The 21648-nt window shown below is 72.8% G+C and carries 23 protein-coding genes and 1 tRNA gene; 10 read left to right on the top strand and 14 right to left on the bottom strand.

The genetic code is table 11. The features are described from left to right. Window positions 1-139: 139 nt before the first annotated feature. Window positions 140-766, top strand: coding sequence for a PadR family transcriptional regulator (locus D1648_RS02730; RefSeq protein WP_206424762.1), 627 nt, complete (start codon window positions 140-142; stop codon window positions 764-766). A gap of 16 nt (window positions 767-782) precedes the next feature. Here the strand turns inward: D1648_RS02730 and D1648_RS02725 are convergent, their stop codons facing one another. Continuing rightward, a complete protein-coding gene (locus tag D1648_RS02725; RefSeq protein ID WP_122939274.1) occupies window positions 783-1646 on the bottom strand; it encodes a hypothetical protein in 864 nt (287 codons plus the stop codon). A 261-nt stretch (window positions 1647-1907) separates the two neighbouring features. Here D1648_RS02725 and dps point away from each other — a divergent pair, with 261 nt between their 5' ends. Continuing rightward, window positions 1908-2399: a DNA starvation/stationary phase protection protein Dps gene (gene dps / locus D1648_RS02720; RefSeq protein WP_122939273.1), complete on the top strand. Its 492-nt coding sequence runs from the start codon at window positions 1908-1910 to the stop codon at window positions 2397-2399. 188 nt (window positions 2400-2587) lie between these two features. Continuing rightward, window positions 2588-3946 carry a M20/M25/M40 family metallo-hydrolase gene (locus D1648_RS02715; RefSeq protein WP_122939272.1) on the top strand — a complete coding sequence of 453 codons (1359 nt, stop codon included), beginning with the start codon at window positions 2588-2590 and terminating at the stop codon, window positions 3944-3946. 16 nt (window positions 3947-3962) lie between these two features. Here the strand turns inward: D1648_RS02715 and D1648_RS02710 are convergent, their stop codons facing one another. Then, window positions 3963-4667 (bottom strand): TetR/AcrR family transcriptional regulator, encoded by a 705-nt coding sequence (locus D1648_RS02710; protein WP_122939368.1) that lies wholly within the window; start codon window positions 4665-4667, stop codon window positions 3963-3965. A gap of 273 nt (window positions 4668-4940) precedes the next feature. Here D1648_RS02710 and D1648_RS02705 point away from each other — a divergent pair, with 273 nt between their 5' ends. Beyond that, window positions 4941-5222 carry an HPr family phosphocarrier protein gene (locus D1648_RS02705; protein WP_122939271.1) on the top strand — a complete coding sequence of 94 codons (282 nt, stop codon included), beginning with the start codon at window positions 4941-4943 and terminating at the stop codon, window positions 5220-5222. A gap of 81 nt (window positions 5223-5303) precedes the next feature. On the opposite strand, the gene D1648_RS02700 is transcribed toward D1648_RS02705, so the two are convergent. The 3 genes from D1648_RS02700 to D1648_RS02690 all read right to left on the bottom strand — a co-directional run bounded on the left by D1648_RS02700 (window position 5304) and on the right by D1648_RS02690 (window position 7392). Further along, window positions 5304-5391: transfer RNA gene (locus D1648_RS02700), tRNA-Ser, on the bottom strand. Window positions 5392-5467: 76 nt separating this feature from the next. Then, window positions 5468-6328: a universal stress protein gene (locus tag D1648_RS02695; RefSeq protein WP_122939270.1), complete on the bottom strand. Its 861-nt coding sequence runs from the start codon at window positions 6326-6328 to the stop codon at window positions 5468-5470. Window positions 6329-6465: 137 nt separating this feature from the next. Then, a complete protein-coding gene (locus tag D1648_RS02690; RefSeq protein ID WP_122939269.1) occupies window positions 6466-7392 on the bottom strand; it encodes a helix-turn-helix transcriptional regulator in 927 nt (308 codons plus the stop codon). 174 nt (window positions 7393-7566) lie between these two features. Between D1648_RS02690 and D1648_RS17840 the strand changes: the two genes are divergently transcribed. The 3 genes from D1648_RS17840 (at window position 7567) to D1648_RS02680 (ending at window position 12038) form a co-directional block, all read left to right on the top strand. After that, window positions 7567-7710, top strand: a complete 144-nt coding sequence (locus tag D1648_RS17840) for a hypothetical protein (protein WP_164518557.1) — start codon at window positions 7567-7569, stop codon at window positions 7708-7710. Between the two features lie 93 nt (window positions 7711-7803). Then, window positions 7804-9930 (top strand): prolyl oligopeptidase family serine peptidase, encoded by a 2127-nt coding sequence (locus D1648_RS02685; protein WP_122939268.1) that lies wholly within the window; start codon window positions 7804-7806, stop codon window positions 9928-9930. Beyond that, window positions 9927-12038, top strand: a complete 2112-nt coding sequence (locus D1648_RS02680) for a S9 family peptidase (protein WP_122939267.1) — start codon at window positions 9927-9929, stop codon at window positions 12036-12038. Before D1648_RS02685 ends, D1648_RS02680 begins: the two co-directional genes overlap by 4 nt. 18 nt (window positions 12039-12056) lie before the next feature. Here the strand turns inward: D1648_RS02680 and D1648_RS02675 are convergent, their stop codons facing one another. From D1648_RS02675 to D1648_RS02660, 4 genes are read right to left on the bottom strand one after another with little or no spacing between them, the layout of a single operon-like run. After that, complete coding sequence (locus D1648_RS02675; protein WP_122939266.1) at window positions 12057-12833, bottom strand: SDR family NAD(P)-dependent oxidoreductase; 777 nt, start codon at window positions 12831-12833, stop codon at window positions 12057-12059. A gap of 25 nt (window positions 12834-12858) precedes the next feature. Then, window positions 12859-13713 (bottom strand): MetQ/NlpA family ABC transporter substrate-binding protein, encoded by an 855-nt coding sequence (locus tag D1648_RS02670; protein WP_122939265.1) that lies wholly within the window; start codon window positions 13711-13713, stop codon window positions 12859-12861. 30 nt (window positions 13714-13743) lie between these two features. Beyond that, window positions 13744-14445 carry a methionine ABC transporter permease gene (locus D1648_RS02665; RefSeq protein ID WP_122939264.1) on the bottom strand — a complete coding sequence of 234 codons (702 nt, stop codon included), beginning with the start codon at window positions 14443-14445 and terminating at the stop codon, window positions 13744-13746. After that, window positions 14442-15458 carry a methionine ABC transporter ATP-binding protein gene (locus D1648_RS02660; protein WP_122939263.1) on the bottom strand — a complete coding sequence of 339 codons (1017 nt, stop codon included), beginning with the start codon at window positions 15456-15458 and terminating at the stop codon, window positions 14442-14444. Before D1648_RS02660 ends, D1648_RS02665 begins: the two co-directional genes overlap by 4 nt. A gap of 227 nt (window positions 15459-15685) precedes the next feature. Between D1648_RS02660 and D1648_RS02655 the strand changes: the two genes are divergently transcribed. Genes D1648_RS02655 through D1648_RS02645 form a run of 3 tightly spaced genes read left to right on the top strand, consistent with a single transcriptional unit; the run spans window position 15686 to window position 18047 of the window. After that, window positions 15686-16195 (top strand): hypothetical protein, encoded by a 510-nt coding sequence (locus D1648_RS02655; protein ID WP_122939262.1) that lies wholly within the window; start codon window positions 15686-15688, stop codon window positions 16193-16195. A gap of 56 nt (window positions 16196-16251) precedes the next feature. Then, window positions 16252-17421, top strand: coding sequence for a sensor histidine kinase (locus tag D1648_RS02650; protein ID WP_122939261.1), 1170 nt, complete (start codon window positions 16252-16254; stop codon window positions 17419-17421). Further along, window positions 17418-18047, top strand: coding sequence for a response regulator (locus D1648_RS02645; RefSeq protein WP_370239748.1), 630 nt, complete (start codon window positions 17418-17420; stop codon window positions 18045-18047). The genes D1648_RS02650 and D1648_RS02645 overlap by 4 nt, the downstream gene beginning before the upstream one ends. Window positions 18048-18066: 19 nt before the next feature. Here the strand turns inward: D1648_RS02645 and D1648_RS02640 are convergent, their stop codons facing one another. The 5 genes from D1648_RS02640 to D1648_RS02620 all read right to left on the bottom strand — a co-directional run bounded on the left by D1648_RS02640 (window position 18067) and on the right by D1648_RS02620 (window position 21519). Then, window positions 18067-18459, bottom strand: a complete 393-nt coding sequence (locus tag D1648_RS02640; protein WP_122939260.1) for a type II toxin-antitoxin system VapC family toxin — start codon at window positions 18457-18459, stop codon at window positions 18067-18069. After that, on the bottom strand, window positions 18456-18728 hold the full coding sequence (locus D1648_RS02635; protein ID WP_122939259.1) for a type II toxin-antitoxin system Phd/YefM family antitoxin: 273 nt from the start codon (window positions 18726-18728) through the stop codon (window positions 18456-18458). The genes D1648_RS02640 and D1648_RS02635 overlap by 4 nt, the downstream gene beginning before the upstream one ends. Before the next feature lie 89 nt (window positions 18729-18817). Further along, window positions 18818-19846 (bottom strand): ABC transporter substrate-binding protein, encoded by a 1029-nt coding sequence (locus D1648_RS02630; protein ID WP_122939258.1) that lies wholly within the window; start codon window positions 19844-19846, stop codon window positions 18818-18820. Window positions 19847-19894: 48 nt separating this feature from the next. Then, the gene (locus D1648_RS02625) at window positions 19895-20734 is read right to left on the bottom strand and encodes an ABC transporter permease (protein WP_122939257.1); all 840 of its coding nucleotides are present in this window, start codon (window positions 20732-20734) and stop codon (window positions 19895-19897) included. After that, a complete protein-coding gene (locus D1648_RS02620; RefSeq protein ID WP_122939256.1) occupies window positions 20731-21519 on the bottom strand; it encodes an ABC transporter ATP-binding protein in 789 nt (262 codons plus the stop codon). Before D1648_RS02620 ends, D1648_RS02625 begins: the two co-directional genes overlap by 4 nt. Window positions 21520-21648: the final 129 nt, after the last annotated feature.

The following is a 21648-nucleotide window of genomic DNA, read 5'->3' as shown; positions in this document are numbered from 1 at the left end:
CCCCGATCACGGGGCGGCGCCGCGTCGCATTCCCGACCGGGCGGCTCCCGTGCGGAACCTCGCAGCGGCACACCGCCCCTTGCTCTCACGACAGTTCGCGATATATCGTGATGGCACGTCAACAGAGAGGGGGTCGCCCGTGCGACGCCATCACCACCATCATCACCAGCGCCCCGAGCAGGAGGACGAGCGCGGCATGCGCCGCCATCACGACGGGCCCCGCGGCCCGGAGTTCCCCGAGGCCCTCGACAGGCCACGCAGGGGCAGAGGGGGCGGCCGCGGTCGTCGCGGCGGGCCTCACCGTGCCCCGCGCGGGGACGTGCGCGCCGCCGTGCTGCTGCTCCTCGCCGAGGAGCCCATGCACGGCTACCAGCTGATGCAGACCATCGCCGAGCGCACCGGAGGCCGCTGGTCCCCGAGCCCGGGCGCGGTCTACCCGACCCTCAGCCAGCTCGAGGACGAGGGGCTGGTCTCCTCGGAGAAGACGGGCGGGCGCAAGCTCGTGAGCCTCACCGAGGAGGGCCGCTCCCACGTCGAGGAGCACTCCTCCTCCTGGCCCGACCCCTTCCCCTCGGCCGCGCAGTCCGCGGACGAGGAGATGATCGACCTGCGGGAGCTGGGGCACGGCCTGCTCGGCGCCGCCCGCGAGGTCGCCCGCAGCGGCACCGACGAGCAGGTGCGGGAGGTCGCACGGCTGCTCGAGGAGACGCGGCGCCGGATCTACGGGATCCTCGCGGGCGAGCCGCGGGCCGACGAGGAGCGGTGAGCCCGCGAGCAGCCGCTCAGCGCGGGGACGGGGGCGAGGGCGGGGTACGCGGGTGGCCGTATCGCCCGTACATCCTCGCCGCCCCCGTCCGCAGCACCCCGAAGGCCGCGCGACCCGCCTCGTTCTGGGCGTGCTCGAAGGCCGCGCGGGCGCGCCGCGGGAGGTCCGCGGCATCGGCGCCCGCTCCGTCGGCCACCGGGGCGAACCCCGCCCCGGGCCCCAGCGCCTCGATCCGCTCGTGACGCTCGCGCGCCACCTGCAGCTCGAGCGGCACCCGCACCTGACGCACCAGCGCCTCGCGCACGTCCTCACGGATCAGCGCGGCCTGCTCCTCGAGATACGACTCGAGCAGGTCCGCCGAGTCCGCGGCACCGCGCTCCGCCGACGCCGCACCGGGTCCCGTGCCCGCTTCCCGGTGCATCGCGAACGCACGCCCCAGCAGGTAGGAGGCGAGGTCCGAGGCGACCTCGGGCGAGATGCCGTAGGCGTCCGCCGAGCCGCGCGCATCACGCAGGTCCACCGCGTCATCCCGCTCGAGCAGGCTCGGTCGGATGTCCACGGCGCTGAGCAGGTCCTCGACGAAGGCGCGGAAGCTCGCCTCCCCGGGCACATCGGCCCGTCGCAGGTCCGCGCGACCGGTCGCCTCGGGCAGCGGCACGCGGGTCACGCCCTCCCGGGCGAACTCGTCCTGCGCGGCACGGCGCAGCAGCCGGCGTGCGGCGCGCTCGAGATGGTCCGCCTCCGCGTCGCGAGGGATCTCGGGCACGACCGCTCGCGCGTCGGCCACTGCGGAGGCGCGCACGCCCACCGCCTCGGCGCGGCGGCGGACCGCGCCGGGCAGGGCGGCGAGCCGCTCCCTGAGCGTGAAGATCTGCACCATGAGCGCACCTCCTGGAGTGCCGGGCCGGTGCACCCATCGTACGGACCGCCGACGACGGCTCGCCGAGAGCCGCAGGGCGACCCGCCGGAATGATCTGCACACATTCTCCTCGCGCTCCTGCCAGGCAATTCCCGGGAATGCTGAGGTGAGCCTTCCCTGCGTGAGCGATGCGGCACGGCCAGCAGGAACATAGTCCTGGGTCCTCGCGTTGACCCGGAAGAGAATAGAGACGAGATCCCGCTGCGAATACAAGGAGATGACATGACCGACCTCGCCTACACCATTCCCGGCCTCGGCACCGACGACTCCATCCGCCTCGTGGAGTCCCTCCAGGACCGCCTCCACGCGATGAACGACCTGCATCTGACGCTCAAGCACGCGCACTGGAACGTCACCGGCCCCCGCTTCATCGCGGTGCACGAGATGCTCGACCCCGAGGTCGAGCAGGTGCGCGGCTACGCGGACGACCTCGCCGAGCGGATCGCTCAGCTCGGCGCCTCCCCCGCCGGGACCCCCGGCCGCCTCGTCGCCGAGCGCAGCTGGACCGACTACACCCTCGGCAAGGCCGACACCCAGGAGCACCTCAGGGCTCTGAACGAGGTCTACGACGGCATCATCGCCTCGAACCGCAAGGCGATCACCCTCGCCGGGGAGCTCGACCCGATGACCGAGGACATCCTCGTCGAGCAGACCCGCGGGCTCGAGAAGTTCCAGTGGTTCATCCGCGCCCATCTCGAGGGCTCGCAGGCCTGACGTCTCGCCGCTCGCGCGGCGTCCCTCGCGCACGGCGCGGTCGCCTCCCGGACGAGGCGGCCGCGCCGTCGTCGTGCCGGGCCCGATCGACCCGTCGACCCCATGTCCCAGCGTGACGGCGACGGCGCGGCGCCCGCAGGCCGACGAGTACGGTGGGAGCCACTTCGAGACCCCAGGAGGACCCCGGCATGCCCATCGCCGCCCCCACCGCCGACGAGCTCGCCCAGCTGCAGGACGAGGCCGTGCGCTTCACGCGCGAGCTGATCCGGATCGACACCACGAACTTCGGCGGGAACGACCCCGCGACCTGGGGCAAGGGTGAGACCGAAGCGGCGGAGCAGGTCGTCGAGTGGCTGCGCGAGGTGGGCCTCGAGCCCGAGGTGATCGAGTCCGCGCCCGGCCGGCCGAGCGTGCTCGTGACGATGCCGGGCGAGGACCGCGAGCGCGGCGGGCTCATCCTGCACGGCCATCTCGACGTGGTCCCGGCCCGTGCCGAGGACTGGTCGGTGGACCCCTTCGCCGCGGAGATCATCGACGGGATGATCTACGGCCGCGGTGCGGTGGACATGAAGGACATGGTCGGGATGATCCTGGCCGTCGCGCGGCATCTGGCCCGCACCGGGCAGACGCCGCCGCGCGACCTGATGTTCGCGTTCTTCGCCGACGAGGAGAACGCGAGCGTCTGGGGCGCCCAGTGGCTGGTCGAGAACCGCCCCGAGCTGTTCGACGGCATGACAGAGGCGATCAGCGAGGTGGGCGGCTACTCGATCACCCTGCCGGAGGAGGCCACGGGCGAGGACGTGCGCGCCTATCTCGTGCAGACCGCGGAGAAGGGCCTGGCCTGGGGGCGCCTGCGCGCCACAGGCCGGGCGGGGCACGGCTCGGTCCCCAACGACGAGAACGCGATCGTGCGTCTGGCGCGGGCGATCACCGCGATCGACGAGCACGAGTTCCCGATCGAGTGCATCGCGAGCGTGCGCGCCCTGTTCGACGGGATCACCGAGATCACCGGCACCGGCTGGGACGAGTCGGACATCGACCGATTCCTCCCTCTGACCGGCGGGGCCCGACAGTTCGTGGCCGGCACCCTGCGCGACTCGGCGAACCTGACGATGCTCGAGAGCGGGTACAAGGTCAACGTCATCCCCCAGACCGCGGAGGCGGGCTTCGACTGTCGCTTCCTGCCCGGCCACCAGGAGGAGGTCCTCGGCCTGCTCGACGAGCTCGCCGGCGAGCACGTGGAGGTGGTCGTCGACCATATCGGCGTCTCCGTCGACTCCCCGCGCGAGTCGGCGCTCATGGACGCGATGACGGCGGCCGTGCAGGCGGAGGACCCGGGCTCGAAGGTGCTGCCGTACTGCCTCAGCGCGGGGACGGACAACAAGCCGCTGAGCTCGCTGGGGATCGCCGGCTACGGCTTCGCCCCGCTGCAGCTGCCGGCGGATCTCGACTTCGCCCCGCTCTTCCACGGCGTCGACGAGCGGGTCCCGGTGGACGCGGTGCGCTTCGGGGCGCGGGTGCTGCTCCGCCTCGTGGCGACCTGCTGAACCGCGACCGGGGCGCTCAGCGGGCCCCGGCCTCCGGGGTCTCCGCGTCGTCGTCCTCGCCGTAGGTGCGGGTGCTCGCGAGCAGTCCGGCGGCGTCGATCGGCTCCTCCGGCCCGATGCCCGTGTACCAGGACGGGGCGGCCGCCAGGATCGTCTCGAGCAGCTCGGTCGCGTCGAGCTCCTCGCCGTCCTGCGCGGCCTGCTCGGTGCTGAGCAGCCAGTGCTCGGCGTGGGCGAGCTCGTTGCCCGAGATCCCTCGCGCGATCGACTCGATGTCCGGGCGGGCGGGGAGGTGCTCCGGCATCCGGCGCAGCGCCTCGACGTGCAGCGCGGTGAACGTCTCGGTGAGGATCATGTAGGTGCGACGGGTCGACTTCCAGTCCAGCGCCCCGCGCAGGAAGGCATGGTGCCGCTCGACGTAGGCGACCATCATCGCGAAGCCGTGCCGGATGTGCGCGTGGATCGGGTAGTCGCCCTTGCTCCCGTTGGCGCGCCCCCGCTTCCAGGCGGCGTCGAACATCTCCTGGAGCATGGCGCGCATGAGGTCGTCGAGCCCCGTGAAGTGGCTGTAGAAGGCGGCGCGGCTCACCCCGGCCCGCTTGGCAAGCGCGTTGACGGTGACCTCGCCGTCGGCGGCGCTCAGCTCGCGGGCCGCGGTGAAGATCGCGGCACGGGTGCGGGCTGGTCGGGGATCCGGGGCGCGCTCGCTCGAGGTGGTCATCGGCACATCGTAGACCAGCCCCCTGCGGCTCCCGAGCGCCGCCCCGTCGAGCCCCTCGACCGCGCTCCCCCGAGCGCGCTCCGGCTCCGTCACCCCTGACGGCCCCGTCCACGGTAGCGGGACGGGAGGCGCGGGACGAGAGTTTCCGGGCAGGTGTAAGGCGGATCTCCACCTGTCCGGGGACGTCGTTGACGGGCGGGGACCGCGGACGAGCGCCCTCCCGGACGTCGGCGGCGATACCCTGGGGCGACCATGTCGAGAAAGGCCCGCCAGATGTCAGCACGAACCGTGAAGGTCGCGAGCGCGAGCGGTCTGCACGCCCGCCCGGCGGCCCTCTTCTCGCAGGCCGCCTCCGAGCAGCCCGCCGCCGTCACGATCGAGACCGCCGACGGCGGCCCCGTGAACGCCTCGAGCATCCTCATGCTGCTCACCCTCGACGTCGCCCACGGCGACGAGGTGACGCTGCGCGCGGAGGGCGAGGGGGCCGAGGAGTCGCTGGACGCGCTGGCCGAGATGCTCGCGAAGAACCTCGACGAGGAGTTCCAGGAGAGCTGAGCGGCCCGCCCCGCATGCGCGAAGGCCCCCGCCGGATCCGGCGGGGGCCTTCGTCGACCGGGTGAAACCCCAGGTCAGGAGCGGTAGCGGCGGGATTTGAACCCGCGGTACGGGGTTACCGTACACATCATTTCGAGTGATGCACCTTCGGCCGCTCGGACACGCTACCGCCGAACAGAGTAGCGGGGCGGACGCCCGCCGTTCAAACCGGGGACCCGCAGGAGCGAGTCAGGTCACTCCGCGGATCACTCCGCGGACGCGGGGCGGACGACGGTGACGTTCCCGGTGGCGTGCAGGACGGTCGCGTGAGCCGTCGACCCGAAGCGTCCCCGGCTCCGCCCGCGATGGCCCAGCACGAGCATCCGCGCCCCCGCGGCCGCGTTCAGCAGCCCCTCCGCGGCGGTGCGGTCCTCGAGGATGCGCGACTGGACCTCGATGCCCGCCTGTCGGGCACGGGCCCGGGCCACTCCCTCGTCCAGCAGGGCGCGCGCACCCGCCCCCGACTCCCAGGCCTCGCCCCCGCTCCTGGCAGGCGCGTGGTTCGAGCTGCGCACGTGGACCACGCGCAGCGGCGTGCCCCAGGCGGCGGCGAGGTCGGCTGCCACATCGACCGCCTCCCCCGCGGTCTCCGAGCCGTCGTAGGCGACGAGGACCGGCCCCGCCCGGTGCTGGTCGGAGCGGATGATCGCGACGGGGCAGCCCGCATCATGGAGCAGCCCCCGGCTCACGGAGCCCAGCAGCGTGCCGAGCACCGCGCCGAGGCCGCGGGTGCCGACGACGAGCAGATCCGCCCCGGGGGACGCCTCCTCGAGCACCTCGCGCGGCATGCCGGCGACGAGCTCCGCGGAGACGGCCACATCGGGGTACTGCACCGCGACGCGCTCGGCGACGTCGTCGAGGAGGCGGCTGGCCTGATTGCGGGGCCCGGCCGGGTCGAGCACGGGGATGCCGGCGACGCCCTGCCCCAGCAGCGGCCAGGTCCAGGCGTGCAGCAGGCGGATCCCGACGCCGGTGTCCCGGGCGAGCTCGGCGGCCCAGCGCACGGCCGCCATGGCGGCGCTGGTGTCGTCGTATCCCACCAGGATGCTCCGAGCGGATGGTTCCATCTCCGGCACCTCCCCGTACGACCGTGAGGCGGCGATCCGCGATCGTGCCGCGTCCCGTCGGGCGGCCCCGGCGGGGTCCCTCCAGGATACGTCGCCGCTTCCCCGCTGACGAGGGACCCTCTCGCCGGGCGGGCAGGTCAGAGCAGGTCGTCGTCCTCGTCGAGCCCGTCGTCGTCCTCCCAGGACCAGCGCAGCCCGAAGGTGCCCGGGCCGAAGCGCGCCTCGGTGAACTGGAGGCGGTCGCGATGGTCCAGCCGGACCGAGGAGACCGTCTCCCCGGCCCCGGTGCGGCGGTAGCGCTCGCAGTCCAGCGGGCGGCGCGGGCCGCGGAACTCGACCTCGAGCAGCACGTCGTTCGCGGGGCGGGGCACGGAGTACATCGAGCCGGTGACGTCCGTGGCGGCGGCGTGCATCTCGACCCGATAGGCGAAGGTGGCGACCTGACCCGCGTCCAGGCGCCCGTCGAGGAGGAACTCGACCCCGTAGGCGCGCCGCCGCGGCCAGGCCACGCGCCGCCCGATCGTGCACCCCTCCGTGGGGATGTAGCGCGGGGCGATGTTGGGCTCGGTCGCGCCCAGCACGTGCACGGCCGGGAGCCGGCAGATCCCGGACTCGAGGGCGCGCACCATCATGCGGTGCTCGATGCGCTGCACCGACTGCGTCGAGTCGATGATCGCGAGCTGATGGATCACGCGCTCGTGCGCGTACTCCTGGGCGCCGGCGAAGCCGAGCTCCTCGAGCGCCTCGCGGAAGACCTCCCGACTCGTCGGCCTCCCCACGAAGCTCACCTCCTGGACGGCCCGCCCCTGGAGCCGCGGCCCGCCGACCAGGTCCGCGAGCGAGTCCGGGGGTCGCCCCAGCAGCTCCTCGAGCGCCGCGACGACACCGAGGGACTGCCCTCCGCCGGGCAGGCTCCGACCCGACTGCCAGTTGCTGAGCGTCGCGACGCTCACCGGGCGGTTCCGAGCCCGCAGCCGCTGCGAGATCGCGGTGAGGGTCAACCCGCTGCGCTCGATGGCGGCGCGCAGCTCGGGAGCGAATCGCTCATGCTCGTCCGTCGCCATCCTCGCTGGTCCTCCTCCGCGGCGTCCTGCCCCGATCATCCCCCAGCGAAGGGCCACGGATCGGCTTTCAGGACTTTTCACATACCTGTTAAAGAGGAAGCGTAGCGTCCATGGCGCATCTCACATCGCGTCCGCGCGATGGCCACGACCACCGACGACGGGAGGAAGCACACGATGAACGCACTGCAGGCATCGCAGGTGCCGTCGTCGTGGTGGCCGCGTCCCGCCTCGTCCCCGCACCGCTCGCGCGGTCGTCCCGTCCCCGGCGGCATCGCCGCCGCCCCGCTCGCCGATCAGGCTCCCTCACCGGGGAGCTGATCCCCAGCAATGCGCCACCACGGCCCGTACGGCCGAGACCGCCGCGGTGGACGAACCTCCTCGCTCGGCCGCCCCGAGAGGAAAGCCGCTCCGATGACCGAACGTCTCGCCCCCGCCTCCCTTCGCACCTCCCCGGGAGCTCCCGAGGCCCCGTTCCCGCCCCGCCCCGCCCCGCGCACCGTCCTGCGCTCCCTCTTCGGCGACACCGCCGACCTGCCCTTCCGCTGGCTGCGGGAGATCCGCTCCCCCGAGGTGCGGGAGCACCTGGGCGCCGAGAACGCGTACACCGACGCCCTCACGGCCCCGCTCGCACCGCTGCGGGCGCAGCTCGCCCCGGCCCTCGAGGTCGGAGCCCCGAGCGACCCGTCTGTGCCGGTGCTGCTGGACGGCTGGTGGTACATCGACCGCTCCGGTCCGCTGGACGGCGCCACGTTCTCCCGCGTGCGGGACTCCGAGGCCGTGCGAGGACCGGCCGGGGTGCCCGAGCCGGTGCCGGGCAGCAGGCTGCCCGGCGAGACGGTGCTCGTGGAGGACTGCCGCATGGTGCTGGGCGTGGCCCTCTCCCCCGACCATCGCCTGCTCGCCCGGGCCGAGGCGGCCTCGGGCGGCTGCCGCCTCGTCGTCACCGACACCGCGACCGGCGAGGTCGTCGACGAGACCGTGCACGGCGCGGGCCCGGACCCCGTGTTCTCCGCCGACTCCTCCGCGCTGCTGCACACGCGACTGGACGACCTGGGACGGCGCGCGGAGGTGCGCCGGCACGTGCTCGGCACGGCGGCCGACGAGGACCAGGTGCTGCTCGAGGAGCCCGATCACTGGGCCGAGCTCGAGCTGAGCCGCACCAGGGACGGCTCCGCGCTCATGATCCGCTCCGCCTCGCCCGTCGCGACCGAGGTGTGGATGCTGGACCTCGGCGCCCCCGCGGCGACGCCCGCCCCGGTCACGGACCGCCTGCAGGGCACCGCCGCGGTCGTCGAGCACGCCGGCGACCGGCTGCTCGTGCTGCATCCCGATCCCGCCACGCGCCGCTGCGTGCTCTCCGAGGCCCCGCTCGGCTCGCGCACCCTGCCCGAGGGCATCCGCCCCCTGCTGCACGCGCAGGAGGACGAGGTCTTCGAGTCCGTCGAGGCCTTCGCCGGCTTCGTGGCGCTGCAGCTGCGCGTCGCCGGCCTGCCCTCGGTGCGGGTGATCCCGCGCCGGGCCGACGGCTCCCTCGACACGCTCGCGGTGCGGGAGGTCGCCGTCGGCGGCCCGCTGGACGCCGTGCGCCTCGAGCACACCCCCGACTGGCGCCAGCGCACCGTCCGCTGCCGGATCGACAGCTTCCTGTCCCCGACGGCCGTGGTCGAGACCTCGCTCGAGGGCGGCGACGTCCACGTGCTGCAGCGCTCCGAGGCGCACGGCCACGACGCCTCGCGGTACGTCGAGCAGCGGCTGTGGGCGACCTCGCCCGACGGCACCCGCGTGCCGATCTCGCTCATCGCCCGACGGGACGTCGCCGCCGACGGCACCGCCCCCGCGATCCTGTACGGCGAGGGCGTCTTCGGCATCGCGACCGACCCGCTGCTGCACCCCGAGACGCTCGCCCTCGCGGACCGCGGGATCGTCGTCGCGTTCGCGCACGTGCGCGGCGGCGGCGAGCTCGGGCCGCAGTGGCACCACGACGGCCGCCGCCAGCGCCGGACGCACTCCGTGGACGACTTCGTCGCATGCGCCGATCACCTCGTGAGCACCGGCTGGGCGGCACCGGATCGGCTCGGCGCCGTCTGCACCGGGGCGGGCGCGATGGTCGTCGGCGCCGCCGTGAACCGCGCCCCGGAGCTGTTCCGGGCCGTGCTCGCCCGCACGCCGCTGGTCGATCCGCTCGAGTCGCTGCTGAGCCCGGAGGTGATGCTCACCCTCGAGGAGTGGACCGAGTTCGGCGATCCCGCGGAGGACGAGACCGCCTACCGTGCGCTGCGCGCCTGCAGCCCGGCGGAGAACATCCGCGCCACCGAGTACCCGGCGGTCTACGCGTCCACCGCCCTCGAGGGCATCGACATCCCGCCCGCCTGCGCCGCGATCTGGGTGGCACGGCTGCGGGAGCGAGTCACCTCCGATCTCGCCCAGCGGCCGATCCTGCTGCGGATGGCGGACTCCCTCGCCGACGGCGAGGCGCTGCACGTCGAAGGGGTCGCCTGGCTCCTGGACCAGCTGGGCGCCGCTAGTCTCGAGGGATGACCCGCCAGCACCCGAACGCCCCCGCCCCCGCGCGCCGCCCCGCCGAGCGGACCTTCCACGGCGACACCGTGGTCGATCCGTACGAGTGGCTGCGGGAGAAGACCGACCCCGAGGTCATCGCGCACCTCGAGGCGGAGAACGCCTACGCCGACGCGCGCACCGCGCACCTGGAGGGCCTGCGCTCCACGCTGGTCGACGAGTTCGTCGGCCACACCCAGGAGACGGACCTGTCGGTGCCGGTGCGCCGCGGCGACTGGTGGTACATCACCCGCACCACCGCGGGCCACGACTACCCGATGTTCACGCGCGTGCCGGACCGGGGCACGCTGCCCCGCGTCGAGGCCGGGGAGATGCTCGAGGGCGAGCAGGTGCTGCTGGACGCGCAGGCCGAGGCCGACGGGCACGAGTTCTACTCCCTCGGCGGGCTGCTCCCCTCCCCCGACCACACCCTGTTCGCCTCCGCCGTCGACACCGCCGGGGACGAGCGGTTCACCCTGCGCGTCGTCGAGATCGCGACGGGCGAGGCGGTCGACGAGTCCGTGACCGGCACCGGCTACGGGATCGCGTTCTCGACCGACCAGCAGTGGCTGTTCTACGCCCGGGTCGACGAGGCCTGGCGGCAGCACCAGATCTGGCGCCACCGGATCGGCGGCGACCCCGCCGAGGACGTGCTGGTGCTCGAGGAGCCCGACGAGCGGTTCATGATCGGCTTCGACCGCTCCCGCGACGGGTCCGCCCTCGTCCTCCAGTCCGGGTCGACCACGACCACGGAGGCGTGGCTGCTGGACCTCACGGACCCGACCTCCGCGCCGGTGAGCGCGGGCGGGCGGCGCGACGGCGTGGACTACACCGTCGAGCACGCCGGGGACCGCCTGCTCGTGGTGCACAACGACGGCCACGAGGGCTTCGCCCTCGCGCAGGCTCCGCTGGACGCCCCCGAGCGGTGGGAGGAGCTGCTGGTCGCGGGCGAGGGCGAGCGCCTGCTCGGCGCGGAGGCCTTCGCGGGCTTCGTCGCGCTCGAGCTGCGCGCCGGCGGGCTCGCCTCGGTGCGGCTCGTCCCCCGCGCGGACGACGGGACCCTGCTGCTCGAGCAGGCGGCCGACATCACCCACGGCGGGGAGCTGGACACCGTCGAGCTCGACGCGAACCCGAACTGGGACCAGACCGCGGTGCGCTACCAGCTCACCAGCATGCTCACCCCCACCACCGTCGCCGAGTGGGACGTCGCCGGCGGCGGCACCGAGATCCTGCGCGTCACCCCGGTGCCGAACTACGATCCGTCGCTCTACGTCGAGCGCCGCGAGTGGGCGACGGCGGCCGACGGGACCGCGATCCCGCTCAGCGTCGTCGCACGGCGCGAGGTCCCGGCCGACGGGACCGCGCCCGGCTATCTGTACGGCTACGGCTCCTACGAGGTCTCGATCGATCCGTCCTTCGTGCCGACCCGGCTCTCGCTCCTGGACCGCGGCGTGGTCATCGCGATCGCGCACGTGCGCGGCGGCGGCGAGATGGGCCGCGACTGGTACGAGCACGGCAAGCTGCTCGAGAAGAAGAACTCCTTCAGCGACTTCGTCGCCGCCGCGGAGCACCTGGGCGCGAGCGGCCTCGTGGACCCGGCACGGCTGGGGGCGGAGGGGCGCAGCGCGGGCGGGCTGCTCATGGGCGCGGTCGCGAACCTCGCCCCCGAGCGGTTCCGGGCGATCATCGCCGGAGTGCCCTTCGTCGACGCGCTGACCACGATCCTGGACCCGTCCCTGCCGCTGACCGTCGGCGAGTGGGAGGAGTGGGGCGACCCGCTGCACGATCCGCAGGTGTACGCCTACATGAAGGAGTACACGCCCTACGAGAACGTGCGCGCCATGGAGTACCCGGCGATCTTCGCCTCGACCTCGCTGAACGACACGCGCGTGTTCTTCGTCGAGCCGGCGAAGTGGGTCGCGCGGCTGCGGGAGACGGTCACCTCCGACCAGGCGGAGCGGCCGATCCTGTTCCGCTGCGAGATGGTCGCCGGGCACGGCGGCCGCTCGGGGCGCTACCGCAAGTGGGAGCAGCGAGCGGACGAGCTCGCCTGGCTGCTGGATCAGCTGGGGGCGACCGAGCGGCTGTGACGAGCCCCGGTCGACCGCTCAGCTGACCAGGTACCCGCCGTCGACCGGGATCTCGGCGCCGTTGACCATCGAGGCGGCGTCCGAGGCGAGCCAGACCGCGACGTCGGAGACCTCGCGGGGCTGGGCGAAGCGGGACTGCGGGATCCGGGCGAGCATCGGCGCGGCCTTGTCCGGTTGCTCGCCCCACACCTTCTGCCCCATGTCGGTGAGCACCACGGTGGGGCAGATCGAGTTGGCGCGCACGCCGTGCTCCCCCAGCTCGAGGGCGAGGGTGCGGGTGGCCATCACCAGGCCGGCCTTCGCGGTCGAGTAGGCGTAGTGCTCGGCCAGCGGGCGCAGCGCGGCGGCGGAGGCGATCGTGAGGATCGCCCCGCCGCCGGTGGCCGCCATCGCCGCACCGGCTCGTGCCGCGAGCAGGGCCGGGGCGCGCAGGTTCACCTGCAGCGTCTCGTCGAAGTGCACGGTCCGCAGCGTCTCGACCGTCTCCGGATGGGACAGGCCCGCGTTGTTCACCAGGGTGTCCAGGCCCTCCATCAGCCCGCTGGCCTCGTCCCAGAGGCGGTCCGGGACGTCGGGGTCGGCGAGGTCCGCGGCCAGGACCGCGGTGCGGACGCCGTGCTCGTCGGCCAGGCGCGCGGCGGGCTCCTCGAGGGCGGCGCCGTCACGGGCCGTGAGCACGAGATCGGCGCCGGCCTCCGCGTAGGCGCGGGCGATGTCGGCGCCGATCCCTCGGCTCGCTCCCGTGATCAGGGCCTTGCGGCCGGACAGGGGACGCTGGTGCTGGTCGGGGCTCATCGCCCCAGGCTACTCAGCAGACTGCTCAGAACGCGGGGATGACCGCGCCGGAGTAGTTCTCCTCGATGAACGCCTTGACGTCCTCGGAGTGCAGCAGCTCGTCGAGCGCCACCAGGGCCTCGTTGTCCTTGTCCTCGGTGCGGACCACGAGCATGTTCGCGTAGGGGTTGTCCTCGCCGGACTCGAGGGCGAGGGCGTCCTCGGCCGGGCTGAGATCCGCCTCGAGGGCGTAGTTGCCGTTGATCACGGCGATCGCGTAGTCGCCCAGGGTGCGGGGCAGCAGCGCCGCGTCGATCTCCTCGAAGGCGAGGCCCTTCGGGTTATCGGCGATGTCGTCCGGGGTCGCCTCGGTGGGCTCGATCCCGTCGGCGAGTGCGAGCAGGCCCTCGGCCGCCAGCAGCGCGAGGGCGCGGCCGCGGTTGGTGGGATCGTTCGGGATGCCGACGGAAGCCCCGTCGGTGATCTCGTCGACGCTGGTCAGCGACTCGGAGAAGATGCCCAGCGGCTCGATGTGGACGCCCTCGAAGGGGGTCAGCTCGTAGCCGTTCTCCTCGATCTCGGTCTCGAGATAGGGCAGGTGCTGGAAGAAGTTCGCGTCCACCTCGCCCTCGGAGAGCAGGCGGTTGGGGATCGGGTACTCGGTCTGCTCCTGCAGGTCGAGCTCGAGCCCGGCGTCCTCGGCGAGGTTGTCCTTGACGAAGGTCAGGATCTCCATGTGGGGCAGCGGGGTCGCGGCCACCCGGACCGTGGTCCTCCCGCCCTCCTCCGCGAGGGGCTCGCTCTGATCGCCGCAGGCGGCGAGGGCGAGGGCGGCGAGGCCGGCGCCGGAGGCGGCGAACACGCCGCGGCGGGACAGGGTACGAGAGGACAGGGCGGTCATGAGGAGTACCTCCAGGGTGCGGGGACGGGATCAGGCGGTGCGTGCACGGTGGTCCACCGCGCGCGCGAGACGGGAGCCGATCAGCTGGACCAGGATGACGATGAGGACCAGCAGGATGACGGTGACGATGATGATCTCGGTCTGGTAGCCGGTGTAGCCGCGGTTGTACGCGAGCTGGCCGAGGCCGCCGGAGTTCACGGAGCCGGCCATGGCGGTGTAGCCGATCACGGCGATCGTGGTGGTGGTGATCGAACCGATGATGCCCGGCAGCGCCTCGGGGATCAGCACCTGACGGATCACCTGCCAGCGGGTCGCGCCCATCATCCGCACCGCCTCGATCTTCCCGGCGGGGATCTCGCGCAGGTTCAGCTCGAACAGGCGCGCCGCGAAGGGCACGGCGGCGATGGTCAGCGCGATCATCGCCGCGTTCGGTCCGGTGGAGCGGCCGGTGATCGCCGAGGTGATCGGGATCAGCGCGATGATCAGGATGAAGAAGGGGAAGGAGCGCAGCACGTTGACGACGAAGCCGACGAGCTGGTTCAGGCGGCGCACGAACGGGGAGGGCGAGTCGTCGGTCTCGAACAGCGCCACACCGAGCGGCAGCCCCAGCAGCACGGTGAGCAGCATCGTCACGGCGGTCATGTAGAGGGTGACGAGGGTGGCCTGCCAGGGGCCGCCGTCCCAGCGGGTCAGCAGCGGGTTCTGGAGCCATTCCTGCAGCGTGTCGATCATGCGGTCACCTCCTGGGCGACGACGCCGGCACGTTCGAGCTCGGCGAGGAAGGCGGTCAGCCCCTCACGGGAGATCGGCTGCCCCGAGCGGTTGCGCAGGGCGAGCTGGACCCGCCCCACCTGACGGCCGCCGATGGTCTCGATGGTGCCGGCGACGAGGGTCGCCTCGGCGTCGTAGGTCTCGGCGAGCTGGATCAGGTCCTCGGTGGTGCGGAAGCGCTCGGAGTCGCCGTAGTCGCAGTTCACGACCAGCGCCTCGATGCCGGTGGGCGCCGGCGGCAGCGGGATCAGCTCGGCGCTGAGGGGGCCGTGCGGGTCCGCGGCGACGTCGAGCAGGTCGCCGCTCTGGGTGATGCGCCCGTCCTGCAGCAGGGTGACGGTGTCGCACACCTCGCGCACCACTGCCATCTCGTGGGTGATGATCACGACGGTGATGCCGAGCCGTTCGCGCAGGTCGGCGAGCAGGCGCAGGATCTGGCGGGTGGTGGCGCCGTCGAGCGCGCTGGTGGGCTCGTCGCACAGCAGCACCTTCGGCTCGGCCGCGAGGCCGCGTGCGATGCCGACGCGCTGGATCTGCCCGCCGGAGAGCTGCGCGGGATGATTGTGCTCGCGGCCGCTGAGGCCCACGAGCTCGACCAGCTCGGCGACGCGGCGCTGCCGCTCGGCGCGGGGCACCCCGGCGATCTCGAGCGGGTGGGCGATGTTCTGGGCGGCGGTGCGGGAGTCCAGCAGGTTCGCGTGCTGGAAGACCATGCCGATGTTCCGCCGCGCGGTGCGCAGGGCGGCGCCGTCGAGCGCGGCGACGTCGGTGCCGTCGACCTCGACGCGGCCGGAGGAGGGCTTCTCCAGCCCCGTCAGGCAGCGGATGAGCGTGGACTTGCCCGCCCCGGAGCGGCCGACGATCCCGTGGATCCGGCCCGGCTCGAGGTGGAGATCGATGCCGTCGAGCGCGACGACGGGGTCTCCGCCGCCGGGGGCGGGGAAGACCTTGCGCAGTGCGTCGAGAGTGATCACCCCCGAAGTGAAGCATCCGGGGCCGCGCTCTCCGGAGCACTAGTTCATCCTGCGCAACAAACGTCACAGACCTGCAGGTCCTCATGTGGACGGGGTCACGCCGAGCGTTCTGACATCTGTCACGGGCGGGAGGTGAGAGGCGCACGCCGGCCGGTGACACCGCGCCCTGCCGCGCGGCGTCGTGCGCGGGGAGACTGGGGCCATCACCCACCCGGAAGGACACCCCCATGTTCCAGGACCTCCTCGTCCAGCTCCACGACCTCGTCTCCGGCCTCGCGCCCTGGCAGCAGGTCCTCGCGCTCGTCCCTGCGGGGGCGATCCCCTTCATCGAGAGCTATCTCGGCTCCTTCCTGGGCACCACCCTCGGCATCCACCCGGCCCTCGCGATCCCCGCGGCGGTGCTGGGGAACCTGGTGGCCACCTTCGTGGTGATCGCGCTGGCCGGGCGCACCCGGGACGCGATCGCCCGGGGTCGCGGCATGCGCGGAGGCCGCTCCGCCGAGGAGCGCAGCCCCTCCCGGGTCCGGGCAAAGGTCGCCGCGGCGATGGAGAAGTACGGGGTGCCCGGGGTGTGCCTGCTCGGGCCGTTCGTGGTCGCCTCGCAGATCTCCGGCCCCGCGCTGATCGCGCTCGGCGCCGAGCGCGGCCGGGTCTATCTCTGGATGGGCGTCTCGATCGTCCTGTGGGGCATCGTCTTCGGCGCCTTCGGCGGCCTGTTCCTCGCCGCGATCGGCTGAGCGGATACGCTTCGCCTCAGCTCGCCGACCGTTCCCGCACCGAGGGGAGGACCGCTGTGGAGACCCGCACCGCACGCCAGTGGAGCGTGTTCTACGCCTACACGGCATGGTCCGTCGTGCTCATCCTGGCGCTCTTCCCGCTGGGGGTCCTGCTCGCGTTCAGCACCTCGGTGCCCGCCCTGCTGGCCGAGGCCCCGGCCGCGACCGGGGTGCTGCTCGTGCAGGTGGTGCTCGGCGCCTGGTCCGGGCATCGGGCGCTCACGCTGTGGTCTGCGGCGGCGCTGCCCGAGGCGCGGGACCGCTGGGACCTCCCGCAGGTGGGCCGCATTCCGATGGACCTCTCGCTGCTCGCGACCGCGGTGCCGTCGGCGGTGATCGTGCTGCTGCAGCTGCTCGACCGCTCCCCCGCCCCCGTGCTCGCCGCCTCGCTCACGCTGCTCGCCGCTGCGGCGCTCGTGCGATGGCGCTGGCAGATCGGGGCGGCCGTGTCGGTCGCGACGACGGTGATCGCGATGGCGTTCGGGCTCTCCGCCCCCGTCGCCTTCCCCACCGGCGCCTTCCTGCTCGCCGTGGTGCTGACGGTGCGGATCTCCCTGTGGCTGGCGGCGATGGTGCGCGAGCTCGACGATGCCCGCGAGGCCCAGGCGCGGCTGGCCGTCGCCGAGGAGCGCCTGCGCTTCGCCCGGGACCTGCACGACGTCACCGGGCGGGACCTCTCCGTGATCGCGGTGAAGAGCGAGCTGGTGGCGCAGCTGGCCGAGCGCGGCGACCCTCGCGCCGCCGAGCACGGCCGGGAGGCGGCGCAGATCGCCCGCACCTCGCTCGCCGAGATCCGTTCGCTCGTGCGCGGCTATCGCGAGGCGGATCTCGCGACCGAGCTGCAGGGCACCGCCTCTCTGCTGCGCTCGGCGCATGCGGAGGTCACCGTCGAGGGAGCGGCCGACGACGTCCCCGCACGCCACCGCGGCACCGCCGCCTGGATGCTGCGCGAGGGCGGCACGAACATCCTGCGGCACGCGGACCCGTCGGCCGTGACCATCACCCTGTCCCCGCAGGGCATCCGCCTCGTCAACGACGGCGCCCCCGGGGACGGCCCGGTGCCGGAGGGCAGCGGCCTGACCGGGATGCGGGAGCGTCTCGAGGGCGAGGCGGTCCTCGAGGTGCGCCGCGGGGGCGGCAGCTTCGTCCTCGACGTCCGCTTCGCTGCCCCTGGAGGCCTCCGTTGATCGCCGACCCCGCCGCCTCGCCGCTGAGCGTGATCCTCGTCGACGACGAGCACCTGATCCGCTCGGCGCTCGCGACGATGCTCTCGCTCGAGGAGGACCTCGCGGTGCTCGGCGAGGCCTCGAGCGTCGAGGAGGGAGAGCATCTGGCGGGCTCCGCACAGCCCGACGTGGCGGTAGTGGACCTGCAGCTGCCGGACGGCGACGGCCTGGACCTGTGCGCGCGGATCGCCGAGGCCTCCCCCTCGACCCGCTGCCTGGTCCTGACCTCGCACGCGCGGCCCGGCTATCTCAAGCGCGCCCTGGCCCAGGGGGTGCTGGGCTTCCTGCCGAAGACGAGCTCGGCCGAGCAGCTCGCCCGGGCGGTGCGCGCCGTCGCGTCGGGCCGCCGCGCGATCGATGCCGAGCTCGCCGCGGAGACGATCTCCTCGGGCGACTCCCCGCTCACGCCGCGCGAGGCGGACGTGCTCGAGTTCGCGGCCGACGGCGCCCCGGTCGAGCAGATCGCGCGCCGCGCCCACCTGGCGCCGGGGACGGTGCGCAACTACCTCTCCAGCGCCCAGGCGAAGCTGCAGGCCGCGAACCGGCACGAGGCCGCCGCGATCGCGCGGCGCCAGGGGTGGATCTGAGGCCTCGTGCGCCGCCCGGTCACCAGATCCGCTGGAGGGTGCCGAGGTCGTCGAACACCCGATCAGCGCTGATCAGGGGGATTCCCCGACGGATCGCCTGCGCCGCGATGATGCGGTCGAACGGGTCCCGGTGCGCCCATGCGAGAGAACCGCTGACCAGGGCGTCTGCACTCTCGATCGGCAGGGTCCGGAAGTCTCCTCGCCGAAGATGATCGCCGAAGTCCAGCACCAGGAACTCGGCCTCCGGGAGCTTCCCGATGCGCACCTTCGTGGAGATCTCCCAGGCAGTGGCTGCGGAGACCAGCACCTCTGTGTCGAGATCGGAGACCTTCTCCTCCGCTGGACTCGTGAGCTTCACGGGGTCGGTCATCGCCCACAGCAGGACATGCGTGTCGACCAGCACCGCGGTCACGCGCGGCCCTCCCAGGCATCCAGCTCCCCGGGTGGGAGCTCCTCGAAGAACGTCTCGGGGAGCTCGTAGCGGAGGTAGCCGAGCTGCCTCCGCCGCGGTTCCTGCACCGGGCGTTCGACCGGCACCAGACGCGCCACAGGAGTCCGCCCGCGCGAGATCGTGATCTCGGCGCCTTCCTCGACCTCGCGCAGGAGTTCGGACAGCCGGGTCTTGGCATCCTGCACCTTGACCGTCCTGGGATCGGGAACCGATGTCTCCGCTGCGCTCATGGACTCATCGTAGGACCAGGTCGACCAGATGGACAGAGCTCTGGTCGACCTGACTCCGGCGACCTGGTCAGGTCAAGACCCGGAGCGGCTCAGCCGGCCGCGTTCTCGGCGAAGCTCGCGTCGACGATGCCGGCGATGTCCAGCGGCTCGACGTAGGTGATCTGCTCGGCCTCGAGCCACACGGCCTGCATGGCCTCGAGCTGCTCGGGCTGCGGGGCGAGGTCGGGGAGGTAGGTGTACATCGGGGAGGCCTTCAGCACCTCGATGTCCTGCCCCAGGGTGTCGGCGAGGATCTCGTACACCTCGTCGGTCTGGGTGCCGTCCTCGCCGAGCTCGTGCGCGCCCTTGGCCAGCGCGGTGAAGAAGCCCTGCGCGTGCTCGGCGGCGACGAAGGACTCGGAGTACATCACACCGGTGCCGGTGGTGCCCTCGGCGGGGACCGCGAGCGGGGAGGCGATCCCGGCCTCCTCGATCGAGGAGGAGAAGGGGGCCGACGGGGTCGCCGCGTCGACCGAGCCGTTGGTCAGCGCCGGCTCCTGGTCGGGGGTGGCGAGGTTGGAGATCTCCACGTCGTTCAGGGACAGCCCGCCCTCCTCGAGCATCGCCGCGAGGAGGTAGCCGCCGGTCGCGCCGGGCCCGCCGGCGACGCCGATGGTGCGACCCTCGAGATCCGCGACGGTGGAGACGGTGCCGTCGTCGAGCAGGTCCTGACGCACCTCGAGGGCGGTGGGCGAGTTCTCGGGGTCGCCCGGGGAGATGCCCATGGAGCCGACGATCTTGAAGGCGACCCCCTGCTCGAGGGCGTTGAACATGCCGGCGCTGAACCCGGCGACCATCACGTCGAGCTGGTCGTTGGCGAGCATCGGCACGCCGTCCTGGCCGGAGTTCAGCGGGGTGAGCTCGAGGGTGATGCCCTCGGCTTCGAAGTATCCCTTCGCGTCGGCGACGTACAGCGGGGCGAACAGCGCCGAGGGCAGGTGGCCCACCCGTACGGTGCCCTCGGCGCCGCCGCCGGAGCCGCCTGCGGGGTCCTCGCCGGTGACGGCGGAGCCGCAGGCGGTCAGGGCACCTCCGAGGGCGGTGGCGGAGGCGAGGGAGAGAAGGGTGCGACGTCGCATCGGTGCTCCAGGTGGTGAAGAGGATCGGGTGGTGCGGGGCGGGACGGGTCAGCGCTCTCGGCGCCAGGGCAGCAGCAGCTTCTCGGAGCGGCTGAGGATCGTGGTGACCAGGGCGCCGATCAGGCCGATGACGACCAGTCCCACGTACAGCTTCTCGGGGATGAACAGCTGCCAGGAGTTCCAGATCAGGTAGCCGAGGCCGGTGGTCGTCGCACCGGTGAACTCCACCGCGGTGACGACCACGACGGCGGTGCCGGTGGCGGTGCGCAGGCCGGAGAAGACGAAGGGCATCGCCCCGGGCAGGATCACGAAGCGGAAGCGGTCCATGCCGCGGGCGCCGTAGGCGGCGCCGGCCTCGAGGAGCTTGCGGTCGATCGCCCAGACGCCGGAGACGGTGTTGATCTGCATGATGAAGAAGGTCGTGATGAACACGGCGATGATCTTCGGCAGCTCGGTGGGGCCGAAGATCATCAGCAGGATCGGGAAGATCGCGATCTTCGGCAGCGGGTAGAGCGCGGAGAACAGCGGTCCGAGCGCGGCGTTCAGCGCCCGCGAGGCGCCCATCAGCAGGCCCACGACGATCCCGGCGAGCGCGCCGAGGCCGCCTCCGACGGCGAGTCGCATCAGGGTGGGGGCGGTGTGCTGCCACAGCTCGCCGCTGAGCAGCATCTCCCAGCCCGCCGCGAGGATCCGGGTGGGCGGCGGGAAGAAGCGCGGGTCGATGATCTCCACGCGCGCGCACAGCTCCCACAGCACCAGCAGCAGGATCGGCGTCGCGATCGAGAGGACGAGATCGCGCGTGGCGAGGCGACGGTCGCGGGCGCGCTGCGCGCTCGCGGCCACGAGCGTGCGCCGCTCGCGGTCGTCCGTGCGGGTCTCGATGCTCATGCGGTCTCCTCGGCGGTGCGGGCGTCCTCGCGCAGCAGATCCCAGACGCGAGCGCGCAGCGCCGAGTACTCGGGGTCGCGCTCGATCTCGAAGGAGCGGGGACGGTCGAAGGGCACGGTGATGTCCTCGCGCAGGGTGCCGGGGCGGCCGGACATCACGATCACCCGGTCGGAGAGGATGATCGCCTCGTCGATGTCGTGGGTGACCATGAGGACGGTCTTGCGCTCCGCCTCCCACAGCGCGATGAGCTCCTCCTGCATGAGCATGCGGGTCTGGGCGTCGAGCGCCCCGAGCGGCTCGTCCATGAGCAGCACCGGGGAGCCGGTCGCGAAGGCGCGCGCGATCGCGACGCGCTGGCGCATGCCGCCGGAGAGCTGGTGAGGGTAGGAGTCCGCGAAGTCGGCCAGGCGCACCCGCTCGAGCCATTCGCGGGCGGTGCGGAGGCGCTCCGCTTTCCCGACCCCGCTCATCCGCAGGCCGAAGGCGATGTTGTCCAGCACCGTCATCCAGGGGAAGACCCCGTGCTCCTGGAACACGAAGGCGGCGGGGATGCGATCCTCGCCGGCGGGCAGGGTCACCTCGCCGACGGTCCGCTCCTCGAGCCCGCCGAGGATGCGCAGGAAGGTCGACTTCCCGCAGCCGGAGGGGCCGACGATGCAGGTGAAGGAGCCGGGCTCGAGGGTCAGCGAGAAGTCCTCGAGCGCCCAGACGGGGTCGGTGCCGGAGAAGAAGACCTTCGAGACGTCCTCGGCGACGACGGCCGACGACGGCGATGCTGTGCTCATGAACTCTCCTCGGCCTGCGGACGACAGGGGACACCATAGACCGGTGTCCGCCGTGCGAGACGCGCGTCCCACCAGGCGATTGCGGTGCGTATCGGGCCCCGCTGTGCGGGACCACCTTCCCTTGTCCCG

This window comes from Brachybacterium sp. EE-P12, from assembly GCF_003711805.1.
In the GTDB taxonomy this organism is placed as follows: Bacteria; Actinomycetota; Actinomycetes; order Actinomycetales; family Dermabacteraceae; genus Brachybacterium.
Note: the sequence above shows the minus strand (reverse complement) of the source record. Positions and strands in the feature narration are given on the sequence as shown.

Coding starts and splice junctions, on each gene's coding strand:
- D1648_RS02725 (WP_122939274.1), bottom strand. CDS start 1,646: ATGGTGCAGATCTTCACGCTCAGGGAGCGGCTCGCCGCCCTGCCCGGC.
- dps (WP_122939273.1), top strand. CDS start 1,908: ATGACCGACCTCGCCTACACCATTCCCGGCCTCGGCACCGACGACTCC.
- D1648_RS02715 (WP_122939272.1), top strand. CDS start 2,588: ATGCCCATCGCCGCCCCCACCGCCGACGAGCTCGCCCAGCTGCAGGAC.
- D1648_RS02710 (WP_122939368.1), bottom strand. CDS start 4,667: ATGACCACCTCGAGCGAGCGCGCCCCGGATCCCCGACCAGCCCGCACC.
- D1648_RS02705 (WP_122939271.1), top strand. CDS start 4,941: ATGTCAGCACGAACCGTGAAGGTCGCGAGCGCGAGCGGTCTGCACGCC.
- D1648_RS02695 (WP_122939270.1), bottom strand. CDS start 6,328: ATGGAACCATCCGCTCGGAGCATCCTGGTGGGATACGACGACACCAGC.
- D1648_RS02690 (WP_122939269.1), bottom strand. CDS start 7,392: ATGGCGACGGACGAGCATGAGCGATTCGCTCCCGAGCTGCGCGCCGCC.
- D1648_RS17840 (WP_164518557.1), top strand. CDS start 7,567: ATGAACGCACTGCAGGCATCGCAGGTGCCGTCGTCGTGGTGGCCGCGT.
- D1648_RS02685 (WP_122939268.1), top strand. CDS start 7,804: ATGACCGAACGTCTCGCCCCCGCCTCCCTTCGCACCTCCCCGGGAGCT.
- D1648_RS02680 (WP_122939267.1), top strand. CDS start 9,927: ATGACCCGCCAGCACCCGAACGCCCCCGCCCCCGCGCGCCGCCCCGCC.
- D1648_RS02675 (WP_122939266.1), bottom strand. CDS start 12,833: ATGAGCCCCGACCAGCACCAGCGTCCCCTGTCCGGCCGCAAGGCCCTG.
- D1648_RS02670 (WP_122939265.1), bottom strand. CDS start 13,713: ATGACCGCCCTGTCCTCTCGTACCCTGTCCCGCCGCGGCGTGTTCGCC.
- D1648_RS02665 (WP_122939264.1), bottom strand. CDS start 14,445: ATGATCGACACGCTGCAGGAATGGCTCCAGAACCCGCTGCTGACCCGC.
- D1648_RS02655 (WP_122939262.1), top strand. CDS start 15,686: ATGTTCCAGGACCTCCTCGTCCAGCTCCACGACCTCGTCTCCGGCCTC.
- D1648_RS02635 (WP_122939259.1), bottom strand. CDS start 18,728: ATGAGCGCAGCGGAGACATCGGTTCCCGATCCCAGGACGGTCAAGGTG.
- D1648_RS02630 (WP_122939258.1), bottom strand. CDS start 19,846: ATGCGACGTCGCACCCTTCTCTCCCTCGCCTCCGCCACCGCCCTCGGA.
- D1648_RS02625 (WP_122939257.1), bottom strand. CDS start 20,734: ATGAGCATCGAGACCCGCACGGACGACCGCGAGCGGCGCACGCTCGTG.
- D1648_RS02620 (WP_122939256.1), bottom strand. CDS start 21,519: ATGAGCACAGCATCGCCGTCGTCGGCCGTCGTCGCCGAGGACGTCTCG.